Here is an 18,823-nt window from a genome sequence, read left to right as displayed (position 1 = left end):
GTCGACAATGTCTACGATCTCAACTTCAACGGTGGCGAAGCGGACGCCAAGGTCACCTACGGCGATGTTTTCTTGCAGGCGGAACAGGAGTACTCCCGGCACAATTTCGAGCATGCGAATACCGAGACACTCTTCAATCACTTCCGCGATGCAGAGGCCGAGTGCAAGGCGCTGCTTGCGGCGGGTGCAAACGGAGAGCGGCACTTGATGGTCCTGCCGGCTTACGATCAAGCCATCAAGGCGTCTCATATCTTCAATCTTCTCGATGCGCGCGGCGTGATTTCCGTCACGGAGCGCCAAGCCTATATCTTACGCGTGCGTGATCTCGCAAAGGCATGCTGCGCGGCTTGGCTTAAGACGGAAGCAGGAGGTGCGCCCGCGGCTGAAGGCCATGGAGCCGGCCGTGTCTGAACTTTTGCTCGAATTTCTTTCGGAAGAGATCCCAGCCCGAATGCAGAAGCGTGCTCGGGACGATCTGGCGCGCATGTTGGGCGAAAAGCTCAAAGCGGCAGGTCTCGATTTCGATGAGATCAGAACGTACGCCACGCCGCGCCGACTAGCCGCAGTCGTCGAGGGCCTGCCAAAGCGCTCGCCTGACGTAAAGGATGAGCGCAAAGGCCCTCGTGTCGGCACGCCAGATAAAGCGATCGAAGGTTTTCTGAAATCCTCAGGGCTTCGTTCTGTGGATGAAGCTGAGGTACGCGAGGACAAGAAGGGCAACTACTACGTCGCGCTCATCGAGCAGCCGGGACGCGAAGCTGCCGAGGTCGTCGCCGAGATCGTTCCGGAGATTGTGCGGACTTTTCCCTGGCCAAAGGCGATGCGCTGGGGCACTGGCAAACTCCGATGGGTCCGTCCACTGCATACAATCTTGTGTCTGCTCGACAGCAAGGTCGTTGACTTCGACGTCGACGGCATCAAGAGCGGCAACACCACATTCGGCCATCGCTTCATGGCGCCTGACCGGTTCGCCGTAAAGGACTTCGCCGACTATGAAGCGAAGCTCCGCAAGGCCTTTGTTATTCTCGATAGCGATGTGCGGGCTTCGGCCATTCTGGACGCGGCGCAAGCCCGCTCCCATGAGCATGGCTTCGAACTCGTCGAGGATGTCGGACTCCTCGCGGAGAATGCAGGGCTGACCGAGTGGCCTGTGCCGCTCCTCGGGAGCTTCGACGAGAGTTACTTGAAGGTCCCGCCCGAAGTGCTCGCCACCTTCATGAGAGCGCACCAAAAGTGCTTCGCCGTCTCGAAAGGCGACGAGCTTGCCAACCGCTTCGTGCTTGTTGCGAATCTCGAAGCGGAGGATGGCGGCACCTCCATCACGCAAGGCAATGAACGCGTGATAGCGGCGCGCCTGGCTGACGCGAAGTTTTTCTTCGATCAAGATCTCAAGATCCCGCTCGAGACGCGGGTGCCACAGCTCAGGGACATCACGTTCCATGAGAAGCTCGGCACGCAGTACGAGCGGATTCAGCGCATTTTCCATCTTGCCCGAGAGCTTGCGCCGATCATCGGTGCAGACCCGGACGACGCAGAGCGGGCCGGCATCCTCGCTAAGGCCGATCTTGTCAGCGACATGGTCGGCGAGTTCCCCGAACTGCAGGGAATCATGGGCCGGTACTACGCGCTCGATCAGGACGAGCGCCCCGCGGTCGCGAATGCCATTGCGGATCACTACAGGCCTATCGGGCCCATGGACGAAGTGCCAACGGCGCCGGTGTCCATTGCCGTAGCGCTTGCGGACAAACTCGATACGCTAGTCGGCTTTTGGGCCATCGACGAAAAACCCACAGGCTCGAAAGACCCCTATGCGTTGCGGCGTGCGGCGCTCGGCGTGATTCGGATCGTGCTTGAGAACAACGTGCGTCTACCGTTGCTGCCGGTAGTTCAGGCGCAACTTCCTGAGTCTACCGAGAGTAAGGACACGGTAGCGCGAAGCCTTCTCGACTTTTTCGCCGACCGTCTGAAAATTTACTTGCGTGATCAAGGCGCGCGGCACGACCTGGTGGATGCCGTCTTTGCGCTTGGTGGCGACGATCTCCTAATGATCGTGCGGCGTGTCGAAGCGCTTGGCCGGTTCCTCGACACGGACGATGGCGCAAACCTACTGACAGGCACGAAGCGTGCGGCAAACATTCTTCGCATCGAGGAGAAGAAGGACAAAAGGTCCTACGACGAAGCGCCTGACGCCACTCTCCTGGAGGCACCGGAGGAGAAGGCGCTCGCCAAGGCCGTGGACGAGGTCGACAGAGCGGCGGCGAAAGCGATCGATGGTGAGAATTTCGAAGCGGCGATGACCGCCATGGCGAAGTTGCGCGCACCCGTCGATGCGTTTTTCGATTCGGTCACCGTCAATGTGGATGACCCAAAATTGCGCGAGAACCGCTTGCGGCTCCTCAATCGTATCCGCAACACGACGAAGACCGTCGCCGATTTCTCAAAGATCGCGGGCTGAATGGTGTCATCACTGGCGCAGCGAATAGATCCGGAACACCTCTTTGTCTACGGCACACTGCGTCGCGGGAGTAATCATCCCATGGCACAGCGTCTCTCGGCTCAGTCGCGCCATGTCGGGCGCGCTCGCGTTCCCGGGATGCTCTACGACATGGGCTGGTATCCTGCGGCGATTTTCGACGAAGACGCATCGACCAAGGTTCTTGGCGATGTGTTTGCTCTGCCGCCGGGAGACCGGCTGCTGGCGGAGATCGACGCCTACGAGGAAGGCGGCCCAGACTATGAGAGAGTTGCGCTCGAGGTTGCGCTGATCGGCGGCGGCAGGCTTCAGGCCTGGACCTACGGCGTCTCCGTGCCGCCGAACAGCCGGATCATCCCCGGGGGCGATTTTCTCGCCCATTGGAGCGCAAAGGGGCGGCGTCCGATACGTTCTTGAGTTGGTACTGTCGGCGCTACGTCTCGAGACGTGTGCAGCTGTCTTTCCCTTCTTGCGCGTTTGTGTGCGATGCACTGCCCGCGCTAAAAGGGGTGCGGGCGGAGCAATCAAAGAAGCATGACAGGAGGCGAGGCCGGAATGGCGGAACAGGCGCCCAAATGGGTGTACAGCTTCGGCGGGGGAACCGCCGACGGCTCTGCCGCGGACAAGGACAGCCTCGGAGGCAAAGGTGCGCACCTGGCCGAGATGTCCCGCATCGGGCTTCCTGTGCCACCAGGCTTTACGATCTCCACGCAGGTGTGTGCGGCCTATTACGAGAATGGCCGCAAGCTTCCCGAGGAGCTAAGGCCGATGGTGGACGAAGCTCTCGAACAAATGGCGGCGATCACCGGCGCCCATTTTGGTGACGTAGAACACCCGCTTCTCGTATCCGTCCGCTCGGGCGCGCGGGCCTCCATGCCTGGCATGATGGATACCGTTCTCAATCTCGGCCTCAATGACGAGACGGTCGAAGGTCTCGCCCGCCGCACCGGCGACCGTCGCTTCGCCTACGATACCTACCGACGCTTCATTCAGATGTATGCGGATGTTGTGTTGGGCGTCGATCACGGTCTCTTCGAGGACATCCTTGAGAATTACAAGGCACTTAAAGGCTATGAGCTGGATCCGGAAGTTCAGGCCGAAGATTGGATAGAGATAGTTGGCCGCTTCAAAGGGCTCGTCGAGAAAGAGCTGCACTTACGATTTCCGCAGAGCCTTGCCGATCAGCTTTGGGGGGCGATCTCCGCCGTCTTCGGCTCGTGGCAGAATGCACGCGCCATCGCCTATCGGCGGCTCCACGATATTCCGGACGATTGGGGGACCGCGGTTACCGTCCAGACGATGGTGTTCGGCAACAAAGGCAACAACAGCGCCACCGGGGTCGTCTTTACGCGTAATCCGTCGACGGGCGCCAATGAACTCTTCGGTGAGTTCCTCTTGAATGCCCAGGGCGAAGACGTTGTCGCCGGGCTACGGACACCACAGCCGCTGACACATAGTGTCAGTTTGGCCAGCGGCAATGGCAAGCCTTCCCTCGAAGCGGTGATGCCAGACGCCTTTGCGAAGCTGAAGGACAACTGCGCCGCGTTGGAGCGACATTTCCGCGATCTGCAAGACATTGAGTTTACGATCGAGGCCGGCGAACTGTTCATGTTGCAGACGCGGGCAGGCAAGCGTTCCACGCAGGCCGCTCTGAAGATCGCTGTCGACATGGCCAACGAAAGTATCATCAGTAAGGAAGAAGCGGTGATGAGGATCGACCCCGTGCAGCTGGATCAGTTGCTGCATCCTGCGCTCGACCCTCATGCTGAAATGACAGTTCTGGCGAGAGGTTTGCCCGCATCGCCAGGCGCCGCGTCTGGCGAGGTTGTTTTCGATGCGGACGAGGCCGTCCACATGAAGAGCCAAGGACATACGGTCATATTGGCGCGCATTGAAACGTCGCCAGAGGACGTGCAGGGCATGCACGCGGCCGCGGGCATACTCACAACGCGTGGGGGCATGACAAGCCACGCCGCGGTTGTCGCACGCGGTATGGGCCGGCCGTGTGTCGCAGGTGCGGCCTCGGCTCACATCGACCTAGAACGCGAAACGCTCGAGGCGGGCGGAATTGTGCTGAACAAGGGCGATATCGTTACCATCGACGGCTCGTCCGGCAAGGTCATCAACGGGCGCGTCTCTATGCGGCAGCCGGAACTGTCGCCCGACTTCGCGACGCTGATGAGTTGGGCTGACGAGCTGCGGCACATGGAGGTTCGAGCCAATGCCGACACGCCGGCGGATGCCCGCCATGCCCGAGATTTCGGTGCCGAGGGCGTTGGCTTATGCCGTACCGAGCACATGTTCTTTCAGGACAACCGCATCGTCGCAATGCGCGAGATGATTCTGGCGGAGACGATGGAGGCACGCCGCGCCGCGCTTACGGATCTCCTTCCGGCGCAGCGCAAAGACTTCATCGCGCTCTTCGAGATCATGGCTGGACTGCCGGTGACGATCCGACTCTTCGATCCGCCACTCCATGAGTTCCTCCCAAACGAAGAGGAAGCAATCGCTGATGTAGCAGACGCGTTAGGTGTCAGCGTTGCCCATCTCAAAAGGCGCATCGGCGTTCTCAGTGAGTTTAATCCGATGCTTGGCCAGCGCGGGGCACGCTTGCTTGTCACCTATCCGGAAATTGTGGACGTGCAGGCGCGGGCGATTTTCGAGGCGGCGATCGAGGCCGGCCAAAAGCTTCATGATCGCGTCCGACCAGAGATCATGGTTCCGCTCGTCGCGACCAAGCGAGAGGTCGATATCATCACGGATCGCATAAGAGAGACGGCGCGTGCGGTCGAGAAAGAACGCGAGACGAGCGTCGCATTTCAGGTCGGGTGCATGATTGAGCTGCCCCGCGCCTGCCTCGTCGCCGGAGAAATTGCGGAGTCGGCTGAGTTTTTCTCCCTTGGAACCAATGACCTAACGCAAACGACATTTGGGCTTAGCCGTGATGATGCTGGCCGATTCCTCGGAGAGTACGCTGACAAAGGGATCATTAACCACGATCCCTTTATCACGCTCGACGCTGCGGTCGGCGAACTCATGGAAATGGGCGTCCAGAGAGGCCGCGCGGTTCGCTCAGACCTCAAGATCGGCATCTGCGGAGAACATGGTGGTGACCCGGAAACCATTGGTTTTTGTGAGAAAATTGGCCTGAGCTATGTGTCCTGCTCACCCTATCGCGTGCCTGTCGCGCGCCTCGCGGCAGCTCAGGCTGCGTTGAAAAACTCAATGGTAACGGATCGTTAGCCAGTCCACGCGGAAATTGTTGGGCGTTGCCGATATGCACAGATTGATCTAGAATAGTGGCTAACAACGGGGTTCCGGGCTCGATCCGGCAGGGGGGTTTTACGCTGACGTTTCGTCGGCGCTCGTCCAGCCAGCGGCTTGGGATATTTTGCTGACGCCCTGGGAACGCGCAATTTGCCTGCACGTTTGAAGGGGTAAATGGTTTCGGAGGCTGTCCAGGGGGACGCTCGTCAAGGCGGGCAACTGGCAAGCCGACCGTACGGGGACCAGGAGGGATGATGAGCCGACGCTCGTTCCGTCGGATGTGGTACGCCGCCGCTGCGCTTGTATCACTCCCTTGCATCGGTGCGGGTTACGCAGCCGCCTATGGCAGCCTTTTCGGCGCCGAGGTTGAGTTGTTCTTGCCTGCTCCTGGAACTGTATCCACTGCAATTCGAACTGAGGACGACACGCGGCCGCGGGAAGTCTCGACGGCGGCTTCGCGTCTTTTCTATGAAGACGGTAAGGGGCCGCGGGCCGATCGGTTCGCGCTATCTGCGTCTCGGCCAGCAAGGCCGTCCGTCATGGCAAGCCTTGCGAAAATGCCTTCAATCCCGGGCTTCTCGGCGATGCTTGGCGGAAACGCAGTCAAGGGAAAGCAGGATGGTCGTCTCCAGACCGTCTCCCATGATCAGTCGAAACACGCAGGGATGGGGCGTGCGGTTCTACCGACAGCGGGTTATGCGGCGCTCTTCAATGCAGACTATAAGATCGATGGATACCGTCCCGACCCTTACGACATTGCATATCGTCCGTCCAAAGAGGCTTTGAAGTTCCGGTACAAGGGTGAGACGCAGGCTGAGTTCGAAGAGCGCGAACGGCACTGTTTGGCAACGGCCATCTATTTCGAGGCGCGCGGTGAGCCGCTAAAGGGTCAGATCGCAGTATCGCAGGTAATATTGAACCGCGTGCGTAGCCCCAAATTCCCGCAAACGATTTGTGGTGTGGTCTACCAAGGTCAGCACCGCAAGGGCTGCCAGTTCTCCTTTACGTGCGACGGACATTCCGACAATCCACGGGACAAGGGCCAGTGGGCTAAGGCAAAAACTCTCGCAAAGAGCTTTATGGCGGGCGAGCATTGGCTGCCGGAAGTCGGGTACTCCACCTTCTATCATGCCGACTACGTCCGACCGCGTTGGGCTTACCGTATGAATAGGATCGACAAGATCGGCCGCCACATCTTCTACAAGAAGCGTGGAGAACAGCCCTACACGGTCGAGGCGGCGCTCGACGAAGAAACTGGGTTGGCGACGGACGGCGATGAGGGAAGTCGCATGCCGACGACGTCTCTTGCCTGGGCAGTTCAGGCGGTAACCGACGCCGTCACCGGCACTAGTGCTGCGGCTCCCACTCCAGTGATGAGTCTAGGTTACGCGGCGAGTGAGTAAGGGCGCCGACTGAAATCAGGTCGACGCCTGTCTGAGCGATTTCTGCGACCGATTGCAACGAGACCCCGCCTGACGCTTCCGTAAGCACTTTGCCCTTGGCGATTGCCACGGCCTCTCTCAGGGTCGGAATATCCATATTGTCGAGTAAGACGATGTCAATCGGGAAGGTCAGCGCCTCGCGCAGCTGATCCAACGTATCTACTTCCAATTCGATCCTAAGCGTGTGACCGACGCGGGTGCGCAACTCCGTGAGCGCTGCTTCAATCCCGCCAGCAGCAGCTATGTGGTTGTCCTTGACCAGAATGGCGTCATAGAGACCGAAGCGGTGGCTAAAGCCGCCCCCGCAACGCACCGCATACGTCTCAAGCGCTCGTAAGCCGGGAGTTGTCTTGCGCGTGCAAGCGATCCTCGCGCCGGTGCCTTCGACAGCGGTGACGTAGCCAGCTGTTAGTGTCGCGATACCGCAAAGACGACCCAGAAAATTCAGCGCCGTCCGTTCGACGGTGAGTAATGCTCGTGTTGTGCCCTTGACGCGCGCAATTGCAGCACCCGCATCGGCAGAGGCACCATCTTCCACAAGCCTTTCGAAAACCACATCTGGATCGAGCATGCGGAACGCAATCTCCGCAAGGTCTAGGCCAGCGACACGGGCGGGCTCGCGGACGACGATCGAGGCTACACCGGCCGCATTTGCTCGAATGATCGAGTCCGTGGTGACATCGCCCGCCAATCCCAGATCTTCATCAATGGCCTCGCGCACAGCTTTTGCCAGCAGGTGCCTGGGGGGCGGCGCTATCGGCTCCGACATCTTCATGAGGGTACCTTCCAAATGCGATGGCCGCGTCGGCGCAAAAGTGCCTAGCGCTGACTAACGATGCGCAGCCGTGGCGGACTGACGACACCGGCGGCTTTGCGGGCGATCTCGTCAGCTTGGTCAAGGGTCAAGACACGCCGCTGCGCCAACGCGTCGTCGGCTGCGGGGTAATCGCCGCGGAAATTTGCGCCACGGCTCTCGGTACGTGCGAAGGCAGCCGTTGCGACGAACTTGGCAGTGGTCAGCATATTCTCGAGTTGCGGGTCACCCTCGTTGTCCCGTTCAAGCGCAATAATTGTACGCAAAGCCTCGGACAGCCCTTCCGCATCGCGAACGACCCCGACATGGGCAGACATGGTCTCCCGAAGCGTGCGCTCAGCGGACTCACTGCGATGTTTTTCCGCGTTGCCGCGCCCAACAGTATGAAGGCTACCCGCGGGCGCGGGCAGTGGCGCTGTAGAGATGTCTTTAGCGGCGCGGGCGCTAAAAACGACGGCCTCTAGCAACGAGTTGGACGCCAGGCGGTTTGCGCCGTGCGCGCCAGTCGATGCCACCTCGCCACAAGCCCATAATCCATCGACGGTGCTGCGGCCCTGCACATCCACGAGAATGCCGCCCATGTGGTAGTGGGCCGCCGGCGCAACCGGTATCGGCTCGCGAGCGGGATCTATGTTGGCCGACCGACAGGTCGCGACGACTGTGGGAAACGCCTCTGATATGCCGGGCCCTATTGGGCGGCAGTCGAGAAAGGCACCCCGTCCACCGACCACTTCGCGGTGTACGGCGCGCGCAACCACGTCGCGCGGGCCAAGTTCCGCATCGTCGTGTACGGCGCGCATGAAGCGCTCTCCTTTGCCGTTGATCAGAAGCGCGCCTGCGCCTCGCAGGGCCTCTGTAGCAAGGGGTGCCGGATCACGCCCAATATCGATTGCGGTCGGATGAAACTGTACGAACTCCGCATCTGCGATCGCAGCCCCTGCGCGAGCTGCGATGGCGACGCCTTCGCCGCGTGCCTCGACCGGGTTTGTGGTGACCGAATAGAGGTGCCCGGCGCCGCCCGTCGCAAGCACAACCGCCCGTGCCGGGAGAACAAATGCATCCTCACCGGGATTTTCTTCCCTGGCGGCGAAAACAACGCCCTGGACACGCCCTTTTCGGACTATCAGGTCGCGTGCGGAGACGCCTTCTAAAATAGTGATCGACGGTGTCTGACGAACCGCAGTGATGATTGCGCCCATAATGGCGCGGCCCGCCGTGTCCCCTTTCACATGCAAAATGCGCTGCGTACGGTGGGCGGCTTCGTGACCGAATGTCAGCCGGCCTTCAAGGTCCTTGTCGAATGGTACGCCGTAGCGCAGCAGATCTTCGACGCGGGCCCGGGCCTCTTGCGCCATCAGAAGCGCTACGGCCTCATCGACGAGCCCAGCGCCGGCGCGGATCGTGTCGGCCGCATGGTCTTCAGGCGTGTCGCCTTCGGAGAGCGCGGCGGCAACGCCCGCTTGCGCCCAACCACTGGCAGCGCCTTCGCCGATTGGCGTAGGCGAGAGCACGGTCACCTTTAGGGGGGCAAGTTTGAGCGCTGCAAAAAGACCAGCAAGCCCTGCGCCGACGACGACTAGGCCGTCGGCCGTGGCGCCGGGCGAGACGGATAGGCAATCCTTGTTCATGTTTGTCCTTTCGGCGGCCAGCCCAACATTGCCTTAATGGCTGAGATTGATCATCCGCTCGACGGCGGCGCGGGCCGGCTCGATCAACACGGGATCAACGGTCACCTCGTCCTTCATGAAGATGAGGCTGTTGAGAATCTTCGGCAGCGTGATGCGCTTCATGTGAGGGCAGAGGTTGCATGGGCGCACGAACTCCGTGTTCGGTGCCTCGACGGCAACGTTGTCGCTCATCGAGCACTCGGTCACGAGAAGCACCTTGCTCGGTTGGTTTTCTTTGACCCACTTGATCATACTAGACGTTGAGCCTGTAAAGTCAGACTCGTTGATCACGTCAGGCGGACATTCGGGGTGCGCGATAATCTTCACGCCGGGCTCGCTCTCACGATACGTGCGAAGCTCTTCTGCGGTGAACCGCTCGTGCACCTCGCAGTGTCCCTTCCAGGTAATGATCTCCACATCCGTTTGGGTCTGAACCCACTGGGCCAGAAACTCATCCGGAATCATCATCACGCGTTTCGCGCCCAGCGCTTCGACAACGCGAACTGCGTTCGACGAGGTGCAACAAATATCGGACTCGGCCTTCACGTCCGCCGACGTATTGACGTAGGTCACGACCGGGACGCCAGGATAGGCCTCGCGCAAGGCGCGCACGTCCTCGCCGGTGATCGATTCGGCTAGCGAGCAGCCAGCGCGGCTATCCGGGATCAGAACCTTTTTGTCGGGATTAAGCAGCTTCGACGTTTCCGCCATGAAGTGTACGCCGCATTGAACGATCACCTCTGCGTCCGCTTTCGCCGCCTCGCGCGCAAGCTGCAAAGAGTCGCCCGTCACATCGGCGACGCAGTTGAAAATTTCCGGCGTCATGTAGTTGTGCGCCAGAACCACAGCATTGCGTACCTTCTTGAGGTCGTTGATGGCCTTTACGTACGGTGCAAACTGAGGCCACTCGACAGGTGGAACCACGCGTGCGACGCGCTCGTAAAGATGAGCTGTCTCGCGTGCCACATCAGGCGTATAGGCAAGATCGGGAAGGAGCGCCGGCGGAAGTACGGTCTGCGCTTTCGCGGCCCATTCCTGGCTTCCTATGTGAACGGACTGCATCGTTTCGGGCCTCCTTATAATATACTCAACATGAGTATATATGGGGTGTAAAAAGGTCCGGCTCAAGGCCGGCGGACATCCATCGTTGCGAAGAGCGCTATTCTCAAATTGAGTATAGGCGTATTTCCTCGTTCTTCAAGGCGTCGGCCCGCTTGATGGATTTTGCATGGCCGATCAGGCCGTTATTCGCGGCCTAGACATAGGGCCTTTGGCGGTTGTCGAGCCAACAGACCAGTTCCTGGTTGGCAGAAAGTGGCAACACGAACCCCGCTGACTGTATCTGCAGGGGCTGCCTGGGATGCACGGAAGGGGCTCATTTGCGCTGCTAAAACGAACAAGTGAGCCAGCCGCCGGAAGTTTGGCGCCGACAAACCCTCACGGAGTCTTCGTCGGAGCCTCAGAGGTGTCCGTATCCTCGCCGATCTCGCGAATAGCGTCCGGATCCAACTGTCGCATGAGCAGATAGATTAGGAAGCAGGCGAGTAGCAGTCCGCCAGCGATGGCCGGCGCGTGCCAATCTCCGGCCAAGACACGCACGACAATCAGTCCCATGCAAACAAGGAAGCCGAGTGCCGGGATGATGCGCGGAATTTCGAATCGACCAGGCGGTTCGTCCTTGCGTCCCTGCAAGATAAAGAGTGCACCATTCACGACAGCGAAGACAGTGAGCAGCAATAGGACGGTCGCTGCGGCCAGCTCAGCGATCGTTCCCATCAGCGCCAAGGGCACCAAGATCAAGAACAGCACCAGTATCGCGATATGGGGTGTTCGCCGTTGGCGGTGAACCTTGCCCAAATGATCTGGCAAGAGGTTTTGCCGCGCCATGCCGTAGAGAAGGCGCGAAGCTGTGACGAAGTTGACAAGTCCTGTATTGGCGACAGCGAAGATCGTAATGGCTGTGAACAGAATTGGCGGAACAATTGGCGCAGCACGCTCCATCACCGCTGTAATAGGGCCGGGCGCTGCCGCAAGTTCATCCCAAGAAACCACGGACACAGCCGTAATGGCCACGGCGATGTAGATAATGGCGGCAATCAGCATCGCCGAGATAAGCCCGATTGGGATGGTCTTCTCGGGTTCGCGCACTTCTTCAGCGACGTTGTACATGTCCTCGAAGCCGATAAACGCAAAGAAAGCGAGCACGGCTCCTTGAATGACAATCAAGAAGGTCAGGTCGCCGTCAGCGACAGGCGGTGTATCGAGGTAATCGACCGAGCCCCAATAGGGCAGCCCCACCGCTACGACGAGAAGCAGGCCTGCGATCGATACAACGGTGCAAAGTACGTTCACCCACATGGCTTCCTGGATGCCGCGAAAGATGATCATCGTTGTTCCGAACAGGTAACAGATTGCGATAGCCGCAACAGGCAAGGTTTCCAGGCCGAAGAGTTCGAGAAAGTTTGCGCCGAAGACGCGTGACTGCGTCGCGATCGAGGTTAGTCCCGAACACACTAATGCCAGTCCGATCATGAAACTTAGAAGGGGGAGGCCGTAAGCGCGCTGGGCCACGTAGACGGCTCCTGCCGCGCGCGGGTAACGGGAGCCGAGCGATGCATATGACAAGGCCGTAAGCAGCGCGGCGACGAGCGCGACAATGAAGGCAAGCCAAACGGCGTTTCCCACTTCGCCTGCCGCCTTACCGATCAGCCCGTAAAGGCCGGCGCCTAACATGCTGCCGAGACCGTATAGCGTCATTTGAAGCGGCCCGACCGACCGATCGAGTGTCGGCTCGCCGTCGTGCTTCGCTTCTTGCCAAACCTCCGCCATGAGCAGTTCAGTATCATGCGGACGCCCTAACGCCTAAGGGCGAATGTCAGGGCAGGCGAGGGCGACGCGCTGACGCGCTAGCTCTTAAGACGATAGCCCGTTTTGAAAACCCACCAGACAGCACCCAAGCCTATGCAAAGGAACAAGACAATCATCGCGAGACTGACGCCGACGCCGACATCGGCTGTGCTGTAGAAGCTCCAGCGAAAAGCGCTGACAAGATAAACGACCGGATTGAGAAGCGAGATCTTCTGCCAAAGCGGCGGCAGAACGCTGAGCGAGTAGAATGTTCCGCCCAAGAAAGTTAGTGGCGTGATGACCAGAAGCGGTACGAGTTGAAGCTGCTCGAAGCCATCAGCCCAAAGCCCGATCACAAAGCCAAGCAGGCTAAAGGTGACGGCGGTCAGTACGAGAAAGAAGACCATCCAAACGGGATGATCGATCCTCAGATCGACGAACAGTGTCGCCGTCGCAAGAATGATAAGCCCAAGGATGATCGACTTGGTCGAGGCAGCGCCCACATAGCCCGCAACAATCTCCACAGGCGACAGCGGCGCCGAAAGTTGTTCGTAGATTGTGCCGGTGAACCGCGGAAAATAAATTCCAAAGGCCGCGTTCGCGACACTTTGAGTCAACAAATTCAGCATGATGAGGCCAGGCACAATGAAGGCGCCGTAAGGGATGCCGTCAATCTCGGTGATGCGGCTGCCAATTGCGGCCCCGAAGACCACGAAGTACAGCGACGTAGCAATGACCGGTGACACAAGGCTCTGTAGCAGCGTGCGAACCCAACGCGCCATCTCGAACTTGTAAATCGCGATCATCGCGGGGAGGTTCATTGGTCGCGCCTCACGAGGTCGACAAAGATTTCCTCAAGCGAACTCTGTGACGTATCGAGATCTCTGAAGCGAATGCCAGCCTCGGCTAGGTCGGTCAGTAGATGCGTGATGCCGGTGCGCTCGCCCTGGCTGTCATAGGTGTAGATCAGCTCGAACCCATCCTTCGCGATAACAAGCTGATGCTGCTCAAGCGATGGGGGAATGGTCTCGATGGCTTCGTGCAACTCAAGCGCCAACTGCTTCTGGCCGAGCTTATGCATAAGCTCGCGCTTGTCTTCAACGAGAACGATCTCGCCTTTGTTTATCACGCCGATCCGGTCGGCCATATCTTCGGCCTCTTGGATGTAGTGTGTGGTCAGGATGATTGTCACGCCGGAGTCTCGGAGGTGCTTGACGAGTTCCCACATCTCTTTTCTCAACTCGACGTCGACACCGGCAGTTGGCTCGTCAAGGAACAAGACTTGCGGTTCGTGGGAAAGTGCTTTGGCAATGAGCACTCGTCGTCTCATACCGCCTGACAGCGTTATGAGCTTCGAATCCTTCTTGTCCCACAGCGTAAGATCTTTGAGGACCTTCTCGATATGGGCTGGGTTCGGCCATTTCCCGAACAGGCCGCGGCTGTGGGATACGGTTGCCCAAACCGTTTCGAACATGTCGGCGGTGAGCTCTTGGGGAACCAGGCCAATCATGGAACGCGTCGCCCGATAGTCCTTGATGATATCGTGACCGCCTACGGTGACGGTGCCGCCGCTCGGGGTGACAATGCCGCAAACGATACTGATGAGAGTCGTCTTGCCGGCGCCATTGGGCCCGAGCAGCGCGAATATTTCGCCCTTCTCGATGTCGAGATCGATGCTCTTCAGCGCCTGAAAACCAGATTTGTAGGTCTTCGACAGGTCTTTGATGGAGATAATTTGCGACATTTTTGGCTGGGGCGGTGCCTGGCGGCGCTCGACATTCTTAGGGGCAACGTTTCAGGTCGGCTCATTCCGACTCGGCTTCCAAGCAAAAGTGCTCGACGACGCTCGGTTGAATCACGTTTGCATGAAGTGCCAGGAGGATGAGCTTTGAGTCGGCACTGGTATCATTGTCGAGCGCGACGTCAATGCGCTTTTCGATCGCGTTGGTCAGGAAATGCCCATTGGCGGCGGAAAATGGCGACGCGCCCACCATGCAATAGGCGAGGAGCTCCGCCGCCTCACGGCTTGCCTCGTCGCTCGGGTCCGCGCCATTAGTTTCTGCCATCAGGATACGGATTGCCGCTAGTTTGATGGCTTCGGGCACAAGTTTTGGATGAAGGTCGAGCTTTCGTAGATGCCCATCAAAGGTCCGCAGTGACGGCGATCGGCCAAACAGACCCATGAAGCCGATGGAGAGAGGGGCGATCATTGGCTTTGCGCGGTTAGGCGCAGAATCTTGCCGTTGCTCTCATCGGTCAGCACGTAAACGGCTCCGTCTGGCCCCTGAACCACGTTCCGAATGCGCGCGCCGAGGGAGATCTGCTCTTCATCGGTGACCTCCTCGCCCTTCAAACGCAGCCTGACGATGCCTTGGGAGGACAGGCCGCCAATGAGTAGGTCGCCGGTCCACGCAGGGATAGCCTCCGAGGTCCAGCCGGGAACGGGCTCGGCAGTATAGAAGGTGGCGCCTGAAGGCGAGATCACCGGGGTCCAATGGCGAACGGCGTCGGCGAGTTCCGGTCGCGTCGGCGGGTCGGGAATGTTGTCCCCGCCATATTCGCTGCCCCAGTTGACTAAGGGCCAGCCGTAATTCTCTCCAGGCACGGGTTGATTTAACTCATCGCCACCTCTAGGGCCAAATTCCAGCGTCCAGAGTTTGCCGGTTCGAGGGTCGATTGAAGCGCTCTGCACGTTTCGATGTCCCAGAGACCAGATTTCCGGTTGCGCGTCTTTCTGTCCGATAAAGGGGTTGTCCTGCGGCACAGAGCCGTCAGGGTTGATACGAACGATCTTGCCCACATGGCTGGAAAGGTCCTGCACCAAATCAAGTTTGCGGCGATCTCCGAGCGTGACGAACAGCGTTCCGTCAGGCGCGAACGTCAGCCTACTGCCAAAATGTCCCGAGCCCTTCACCTTGGGTGTTTGCTGGAAGATCACCTTCAGATCCTCCAGCGTTTCGCCCGCAAGCCTCCCACGAGCGACAGCTGTGCCTGCACCTCCGTCTCCGGGCTCCGCATAAGAAAGGTAGATGAGCTTGTTGGAAAAGAATTCAGGGTCCAGAGCCACATCGAGAAGACCGCCTTGACCCCGAGCAGCAACCTCGGGCACGCCCGAGAGCGGTTGTGATACGGATCCGTCTGGATTCACGATCCGAAGCGTCCCGACTCGTTCGGTGACAAGCATGCGGCCGTCCGGCAGGAATGCCATACCCCACGGGTGCTTCAGCCCCTCGGCGACTGTCTCCACGTTGATGGGACCCGCTTCAGTCTCGACGGTTGTCTTGAGTGCGACCGCGGGTCCTGTGTAGAGCATCAAGACGGCGCCGAGGATAAGCAGGCACAATTGCGCAACATTGCTGCGGACGTTTGCGGGACAAAGCGGTGTCATCGTTGGTCAATATCCACACAAATTCGGGGACGTGACGACCGCACTGTCGCTTTTCCCGGGTCGCCGTTCAAGGGAAACAGAATTAGCCTCGGCTGGCGCTCACGCGTAGGCCCGGTGCCGGGCGCTCAAGGATAACTTCACGACGAAAACGATAGAGCTTGGCCGGCCGGCCCCCCGTCTCGGTTGAGACATTGCCCGTTGGTTCGACCAATCCACCTTTTTCAACGAGGCGTCGAAAGTTCTGCTTGTGGAGCAGACGGCCGGAAATCGCCTCCACTGTTTTCTGTAAGTCGTACAGCGTGAACTCGGGCGGTAGCAGCTCGAATACGACCGGCCGGTATTTTAGTTTGCCTCTCACACGACCCATGGCGGTCGCCAGAATTCTCCGATGGTCGAGCACCATGGGGCGGCCGAACTCGGGCAGATCTTCCCAATCGTTCGCGGCAGAGCGTCCGTCGAGACGGGCCTCCTCCACGAGGCCTGCCTCATAAAGCAGTTCATACCGTTCTAGGACTTTTTCTTCGTCCCAGCCGCCTCCAATGCCGAAGCTAATCTTGATACGCTCGGGGCGTCTCAAGGGACGCACATGCTCGCTCGCAGATGGCGGACGCTCGGCCCACTTCTTGAGGCGCGGTTCGATTTCCTGAGTAAGTATCTGCGGCTTGCCATCACGCCAGTCTTCCCAGGGGAAATAGGTGTACCAGGGAGACCAGTGGGCCCCACGCATGCCGCCGGTCGTGCTACCGGTCAGTGCAAGGTAGCCGACTGAAAGAGTATGGGCACCGCCCGGTTCCGCGTGCCGACCCCGATCTCCAAACGTGTAGAGCTGTTCGACATAGCCCAGCTCGATACCCGTCTGCCGCTCGACCCACTCGCGCAAGCCAATCTCGAGCGTGCGATGCGCGCGAGGCGCAAATGGACCGAAAGGTAGCGCGTCCCGGGACTCCTCTGCCGGCATTTCAGGTCGCACCACGAGAATATGAGGCTGCTGACTCTGGACTTTTACGATTGCTGCGTTGAGGCCGAGCTCGATCTGTGGATTTTGAACCGACGGATTGCCGTCGGGAAAGCTTGAAGCGGACGCTGTATGGAGCCGACCGCCTGTCATTCGTCAGGCCGCGTGACGAGCCGGCAATGAAAAGACCTTGCCTTCTTCGGCCAGCAGGCCTCGGCCAATATGGTCAACGGCAGCGCTCATGCGGCCGTTGCGGCCGAGCACAATGTCCGCGAGGGCCACGATCCGCCGATTGGGATAAGCGGTCGGAGACGCGCGGCGCAGCGCTCGCGCCAGAGAATGCTCGTCGGCATGCGGATTGAGCGCACACAGGACTACAAAGGCACCCGCTGTGGATCGGCTGATACCTGCCCAGCAATGAATCAAGAGTGGTGCCTCCCGGTTCCATTGCTCGGCGAATTGGATGAGCTGGGCCACATGGTCTTCACTTGGAACAACGAGACCATCGCGCGGTTCGGCGATATCGTTCATTGACAACCGCAAGTGTTGATCGCGACCGATGGTTTCGGGCGTGTCGATCAGCGTTTCCCCATTGATCAGCGTCACTAGATGGCTAACGCGCGCCATCGCCACAGTCGCTTGAACATGGCTCAAGGGGGAGACAAGAACGGTATCCGGGGACACGGCGTCCGGCTCCAATGGAGTATCATTATGAAAAGTCAGAGTATCCATGGGCCTCTCTAGTTTAGCGAATCGGATACCGTCTGTACGCTATTCATCTGTCAAGCTCGTGAAACCGTTTCAAGAACCTTTCCTCGCCTTCTGACGCAGGAACGGGGCTTAACTCGGTCAGAGTTGTGACTAGACCTGGGCTGAGGCCCCTTGGCTGACCAAAGAACTTTTGTGCCTCGGCTTGGGAAAACCCCGCAAGGCCTACAGCCTCATAGTAGGCTGCAATCTTATCGGCGCGTTTGACTAGCGAGCTTGCCTCTTCTGGAAGCTCGGCTGGGAGGCCGAAACGCCGATGGATGGCGGCGAGAAGTCGCGCCTCGAAGGTTCGGTAGTCTAGCGACAAGGCGGCTTTGAATGGGCTGATAAGATCACCGATGACGTATTCCGGAGCATCATGAAGAAGCGCGGCGAGTCGATCAGATGGTGAGGCCGAGGGCGCAAGATCTCGGGTAATCGCCTCGACAAGTAAACTGTGTTCGGCCACCGAGAACGTGTGGTCCCCGTGGGTTTGGCCGTTCCAGCGTGCAACCCGCGCAAGGCCATGGGCAATGTCCTCGATCTCGATGTCGAGCGGCGACGGGTCTAAGAGGTCCAGCCTCCTACCGCTCAGCATGCGCTGCCAAGCGCGCGGCGGCTGCGAATGGGATCCGGCGTTCAAGCTTTCCTCGTCATCGTTCGGCGCGACACTGCTCGAAGGGAGGTAGGCGAGTCAAACGCACAACCCTCTAATCCACTCATTGGTCAGAGGATGTCCGACAAAAAAACATGGACGACAATATGTGCGGATGCCAATCATTACGCGTTTCAGGAAATAGTGAGAGTACAGTCAAGCAGTACTGGGAGCAGGCAACATGGCGAAGCTGCCGAAATTTTCGCTTAGCTATAACGACAAGAACAAGAAATGGGAACTGAAGCGCGAGGGCTCTGGTGAAGTCGTGAAGCGATTTAAGACGAAGGCCGCTGCAACGAAAGGCGGCGTTTTGGAGCGGGCCGTCAAAAAGCTGGGTTCGGTACGCATCAGAAAACGGGACGGCAAGATTCAAGAAGAGCGTACGTATCCGCGCAGTATGGATCCGCGCGGCCGCGGCTAAAACTCTCGGCAGTTAGAGGTCCGAGCAGGCCTTGTGTCTGTGGCAGCTCGTCAAGTGATCGTTGACGAGCCCCGTCGCTTGCATGAAGGCATAGACGATAGTGGGACCGCAAAACTTGAACCCTCGTGTCTTCAACTCCTTAGAAAT

General features: G+C 59.2%; 18 protein-coding genes. 6 read left to right on the top strand and 12 right to left on the bottom strand.

The features are described from left to right. The 5 genes from AC33YF_RS09120 to AC33YF_RS09100 form a co-directional block, all read left to right on the top strand. Nucleotides 1-411: glycine--tRNA ligase subunit alpha (locus tag AC33YF_RS09120; protein WP_491776892.1), on the top strand; the 411-nt coding region annotated here is incomplete at its 5' end. Continuing rightward, nucleotides 404-2,455 carry a glycine--tRNA ligase subunit beta gene (gene glyS, locus AC33YF_RS09115; RefSeq protein ID WP_491776891.1) on the top strand — a complete coding sequence of 684 codons (2,052 nt, stop codon included), beginning with the start codon at nucleotides 404-406 and terminating at the stop codon, nucleotides 2,453-2,455. The genes AC33YF_RS09120 and glyS, both read left to right, overlap by 8 nt. Beyond that, nucleotides 2,456-2,890, top strand: coding sequence for a gamma-glutamylcyclotransferase family protein (locus AC33YF_RS09110; protein WP_491776890.1), 435 nt, complete (start codon nucleotides 2,456-2,458; stop codon nucleotides 2,888-2,890). A gap of 138 nt (nucleotides 2,891-3,028) precedes the next feature. Continuing rightward, the gene (gene ppdK, locus AC33YF_RS09105) at nucleotides 3,029-5,716 is read left to right on the top strand and encodes a pyruvate, phosphate dikinase (RefSeq protein ID WP_491776889.1); all 2,688 of its coding nucleotides are present in this window, start codon (nucleotides 3,029-3,031) and stop codon (nucleotides 5,714-5,716) included. Between the two features lie 278 nt (nucleotides 5,717-5,994). Continuing rightward, a complete protein-coding gene (locus AC33YF_RS09100; RefSeq protein ID WP_491776888.1) occupies nucleotides 5,995-7,143 on the top strand; it encodes a cell wall hydrolase in 1,149 nt (382 codons plus the stop codon). On the opposite strand, the gene nadC is transcribed toward AC33YF_RS09100, so the two are convergent. The 11 genes from nadC to AC33YF_RS09045 form a co-directional block, all read right to left on the bottom strand. After that, nucleotides 7,088-7,903: a carboxylating nicotinate-nucleotide diphosphorylase gene (nadC, locus tag AC33YF_RS09095; protein ID WP_491776887.1), complete on the bottom strand. Its 816-nt coding sequence runs from the start codon at nucleotides 7,901-7,903 to the stop codon at nucleotides 7,088-7,090. The two genes, AC33YF_RS09100 and nadC, sit on opposite strands and share 56 nt — an antisense overlap. A gap of 98 nt (nucleotides 7,904-8,001) precedes the next feature. After that, nucleotides 8,002-9,624, bottom strand: a complete 1,623-nt coding sequence (locus tag AC33YF_RS09090; RefSeq protein WP_491776886.1) for an L-aspartate oxidase — start codon at nucleotides 9,622-9,624, stop codon at nucleotides 8,002-8,004. 33 nt (nucleotides 9,625-9,657) lie between these two features. Then, the gene (gene nadA / locus AC33YF_RS09085) at nucleotides 9,658-10,725 is read right to left on the bottom strand and encodes a quinolinate synthase NadA (protein WP_491776885.1); all 1,068 of its coding nucleotides are present in this window, start codon (nucleotides 10,723-10,725) and stop codon (nucleotides 9,658-9,660) included. 375 nt (nucleotides 10,726-11,100) lie between these two features. Next, nucleotides 11,101-12,492, bottom strand: coding sequence for an APC family permease (locus tag AC33YF_RS09080; protein WP_491776884.1), 1,392 nt, complete (start codon nucleotides 12,490-12,492; stop codon nucleotides 11,101-11,103). 77 nt (nucleotides 12,493-12,569) lie between these two features. Then, the gene (locus AC33YF_RS09075) at nucleotides 12,570-13,331 is read right to left on the bottom strand and encodes an ABC transporter permease (RefSeq protein WP_491776883.1); all 762 of its coding nucleotides are present in this window, start codon (nucleotides 13,329-13,331) and stop codon (nucleotides 12,570-12,572) included. Beyond that, nucleotides 13,328-14,254: an ABC transporter ATP-binding protein gene (locus AC33YF_RS09070; protein ID WP_491776882.1), complete on the bottom strand. Its 927-nt coding sequence runs from the start codon at nucleotides 14,252-14,254 to the stop codon at nucleotides 13,328-13,330. The genes AC33YF_RS09075 and AC33YF_RS09070 overlap by 4 nt, the downstream gene beginning before the upstream one ends. Nucleotides 14,255-14,315: 61 nt before the next feature. Continuing rightward, a complete protein-coding gene (locus AC33YF_RS09065) occupies nucleotides 14,316-14,720 on the bottom strand; it encodes a hypothetical protein (protein WP_491776881.1) in 405 nt (134 codons plus the stop codon). After that, the gene (locus tag AC33YF_RS09060) at nucleotides 14,717-15,898 is read right to left on the bottom strand and encodes a PQQ-dependent sugar dehydrogenase (RefSeq protein ID WP_491776880.1); all 1,182 of its coding nucleotides are present in this window, start codon (nucleotides 15,896-15,898) and stop codon (nucleotides 14,717-14,719) included. Before AC33YF_RS09060 ends, AC33YF_RS09065 begins: the two co-directional genes overlap by 4 nt. Before the next feature lie 82 nt (nucleotides 15,899-15,980). Beyond that, a complete protein-coding gene (locus AC33YF_RS09055) occupies nucleotides 15,981-17,006 on the bottom strand; it encodes an NUDIX hydrolase (RefSeq protein WP_491776879.1) in 1,026 nt (341 codons plus the stop codon). A 3-nt stretch (nucleotides 17,007-17,009) separates the two neighbouring features. Continuing rightward, on the bottom strand, nucleotides 17,010-17,585 hold the full coding sequence (locus AC33YF_RS09050) for a tyrosine phosphatase family protein (RefSeq protein WP_491776878.1): 576 nt from the start codon (nucleotides 17,583-17,585) through the stop codon (nucleotides 17,010-17,012). A 43-nt stretch (nucleotides 17,586-17,628) separates the two neighbouring features. Further along, complete coding sequence (locus tag AC33YF_RS09045) at nucleotides 17,629-18,198, bottom strand: HD domain-containing protein (protein ID WP_491776877.1); 570 nt, start codon at nucleotides 18,196-18,198, stop codon at nucleotides 17,629-17,631. A 238-nt stretch (nucleotides 18,199-18,436) separates the two neighbouring features. Here AC33YF_RS09045 and AC33YF_RS09040 point away from each other — a divergent pair, with 238 nt between their 5' ends. Continuing rightward, a complete protein-coding gene (locus AC33YF_RS09040; protein WP_491776876.1) occupies nucleotides 18,437-18,676 on the top strand; it encodes a DUF2188 domain-containing protein in 240 nt (79 codons plus the stop codon). 12 nt (nucleotides 18,677-18,688) lie between these two features. Here the strand turns inward: AC33YF_RS09040 and AC33YF_RS09035 are convergent. Continuing rightward, a partial coding sequence (locus tag AC33YF_RS09035; protein WP_491776893.1) for a DNA-3-methyladenine glycosylase I occupies nucleotides 18,689-18,823 on the bottom strand: 135 nt, incomplete at its 5' end.

This window comes from Methyloceanibacter sp. (assembly GCF_058506495.1).
This window is presented reverse-complemented; position numbering and strand designations above follow the sequence as displayed.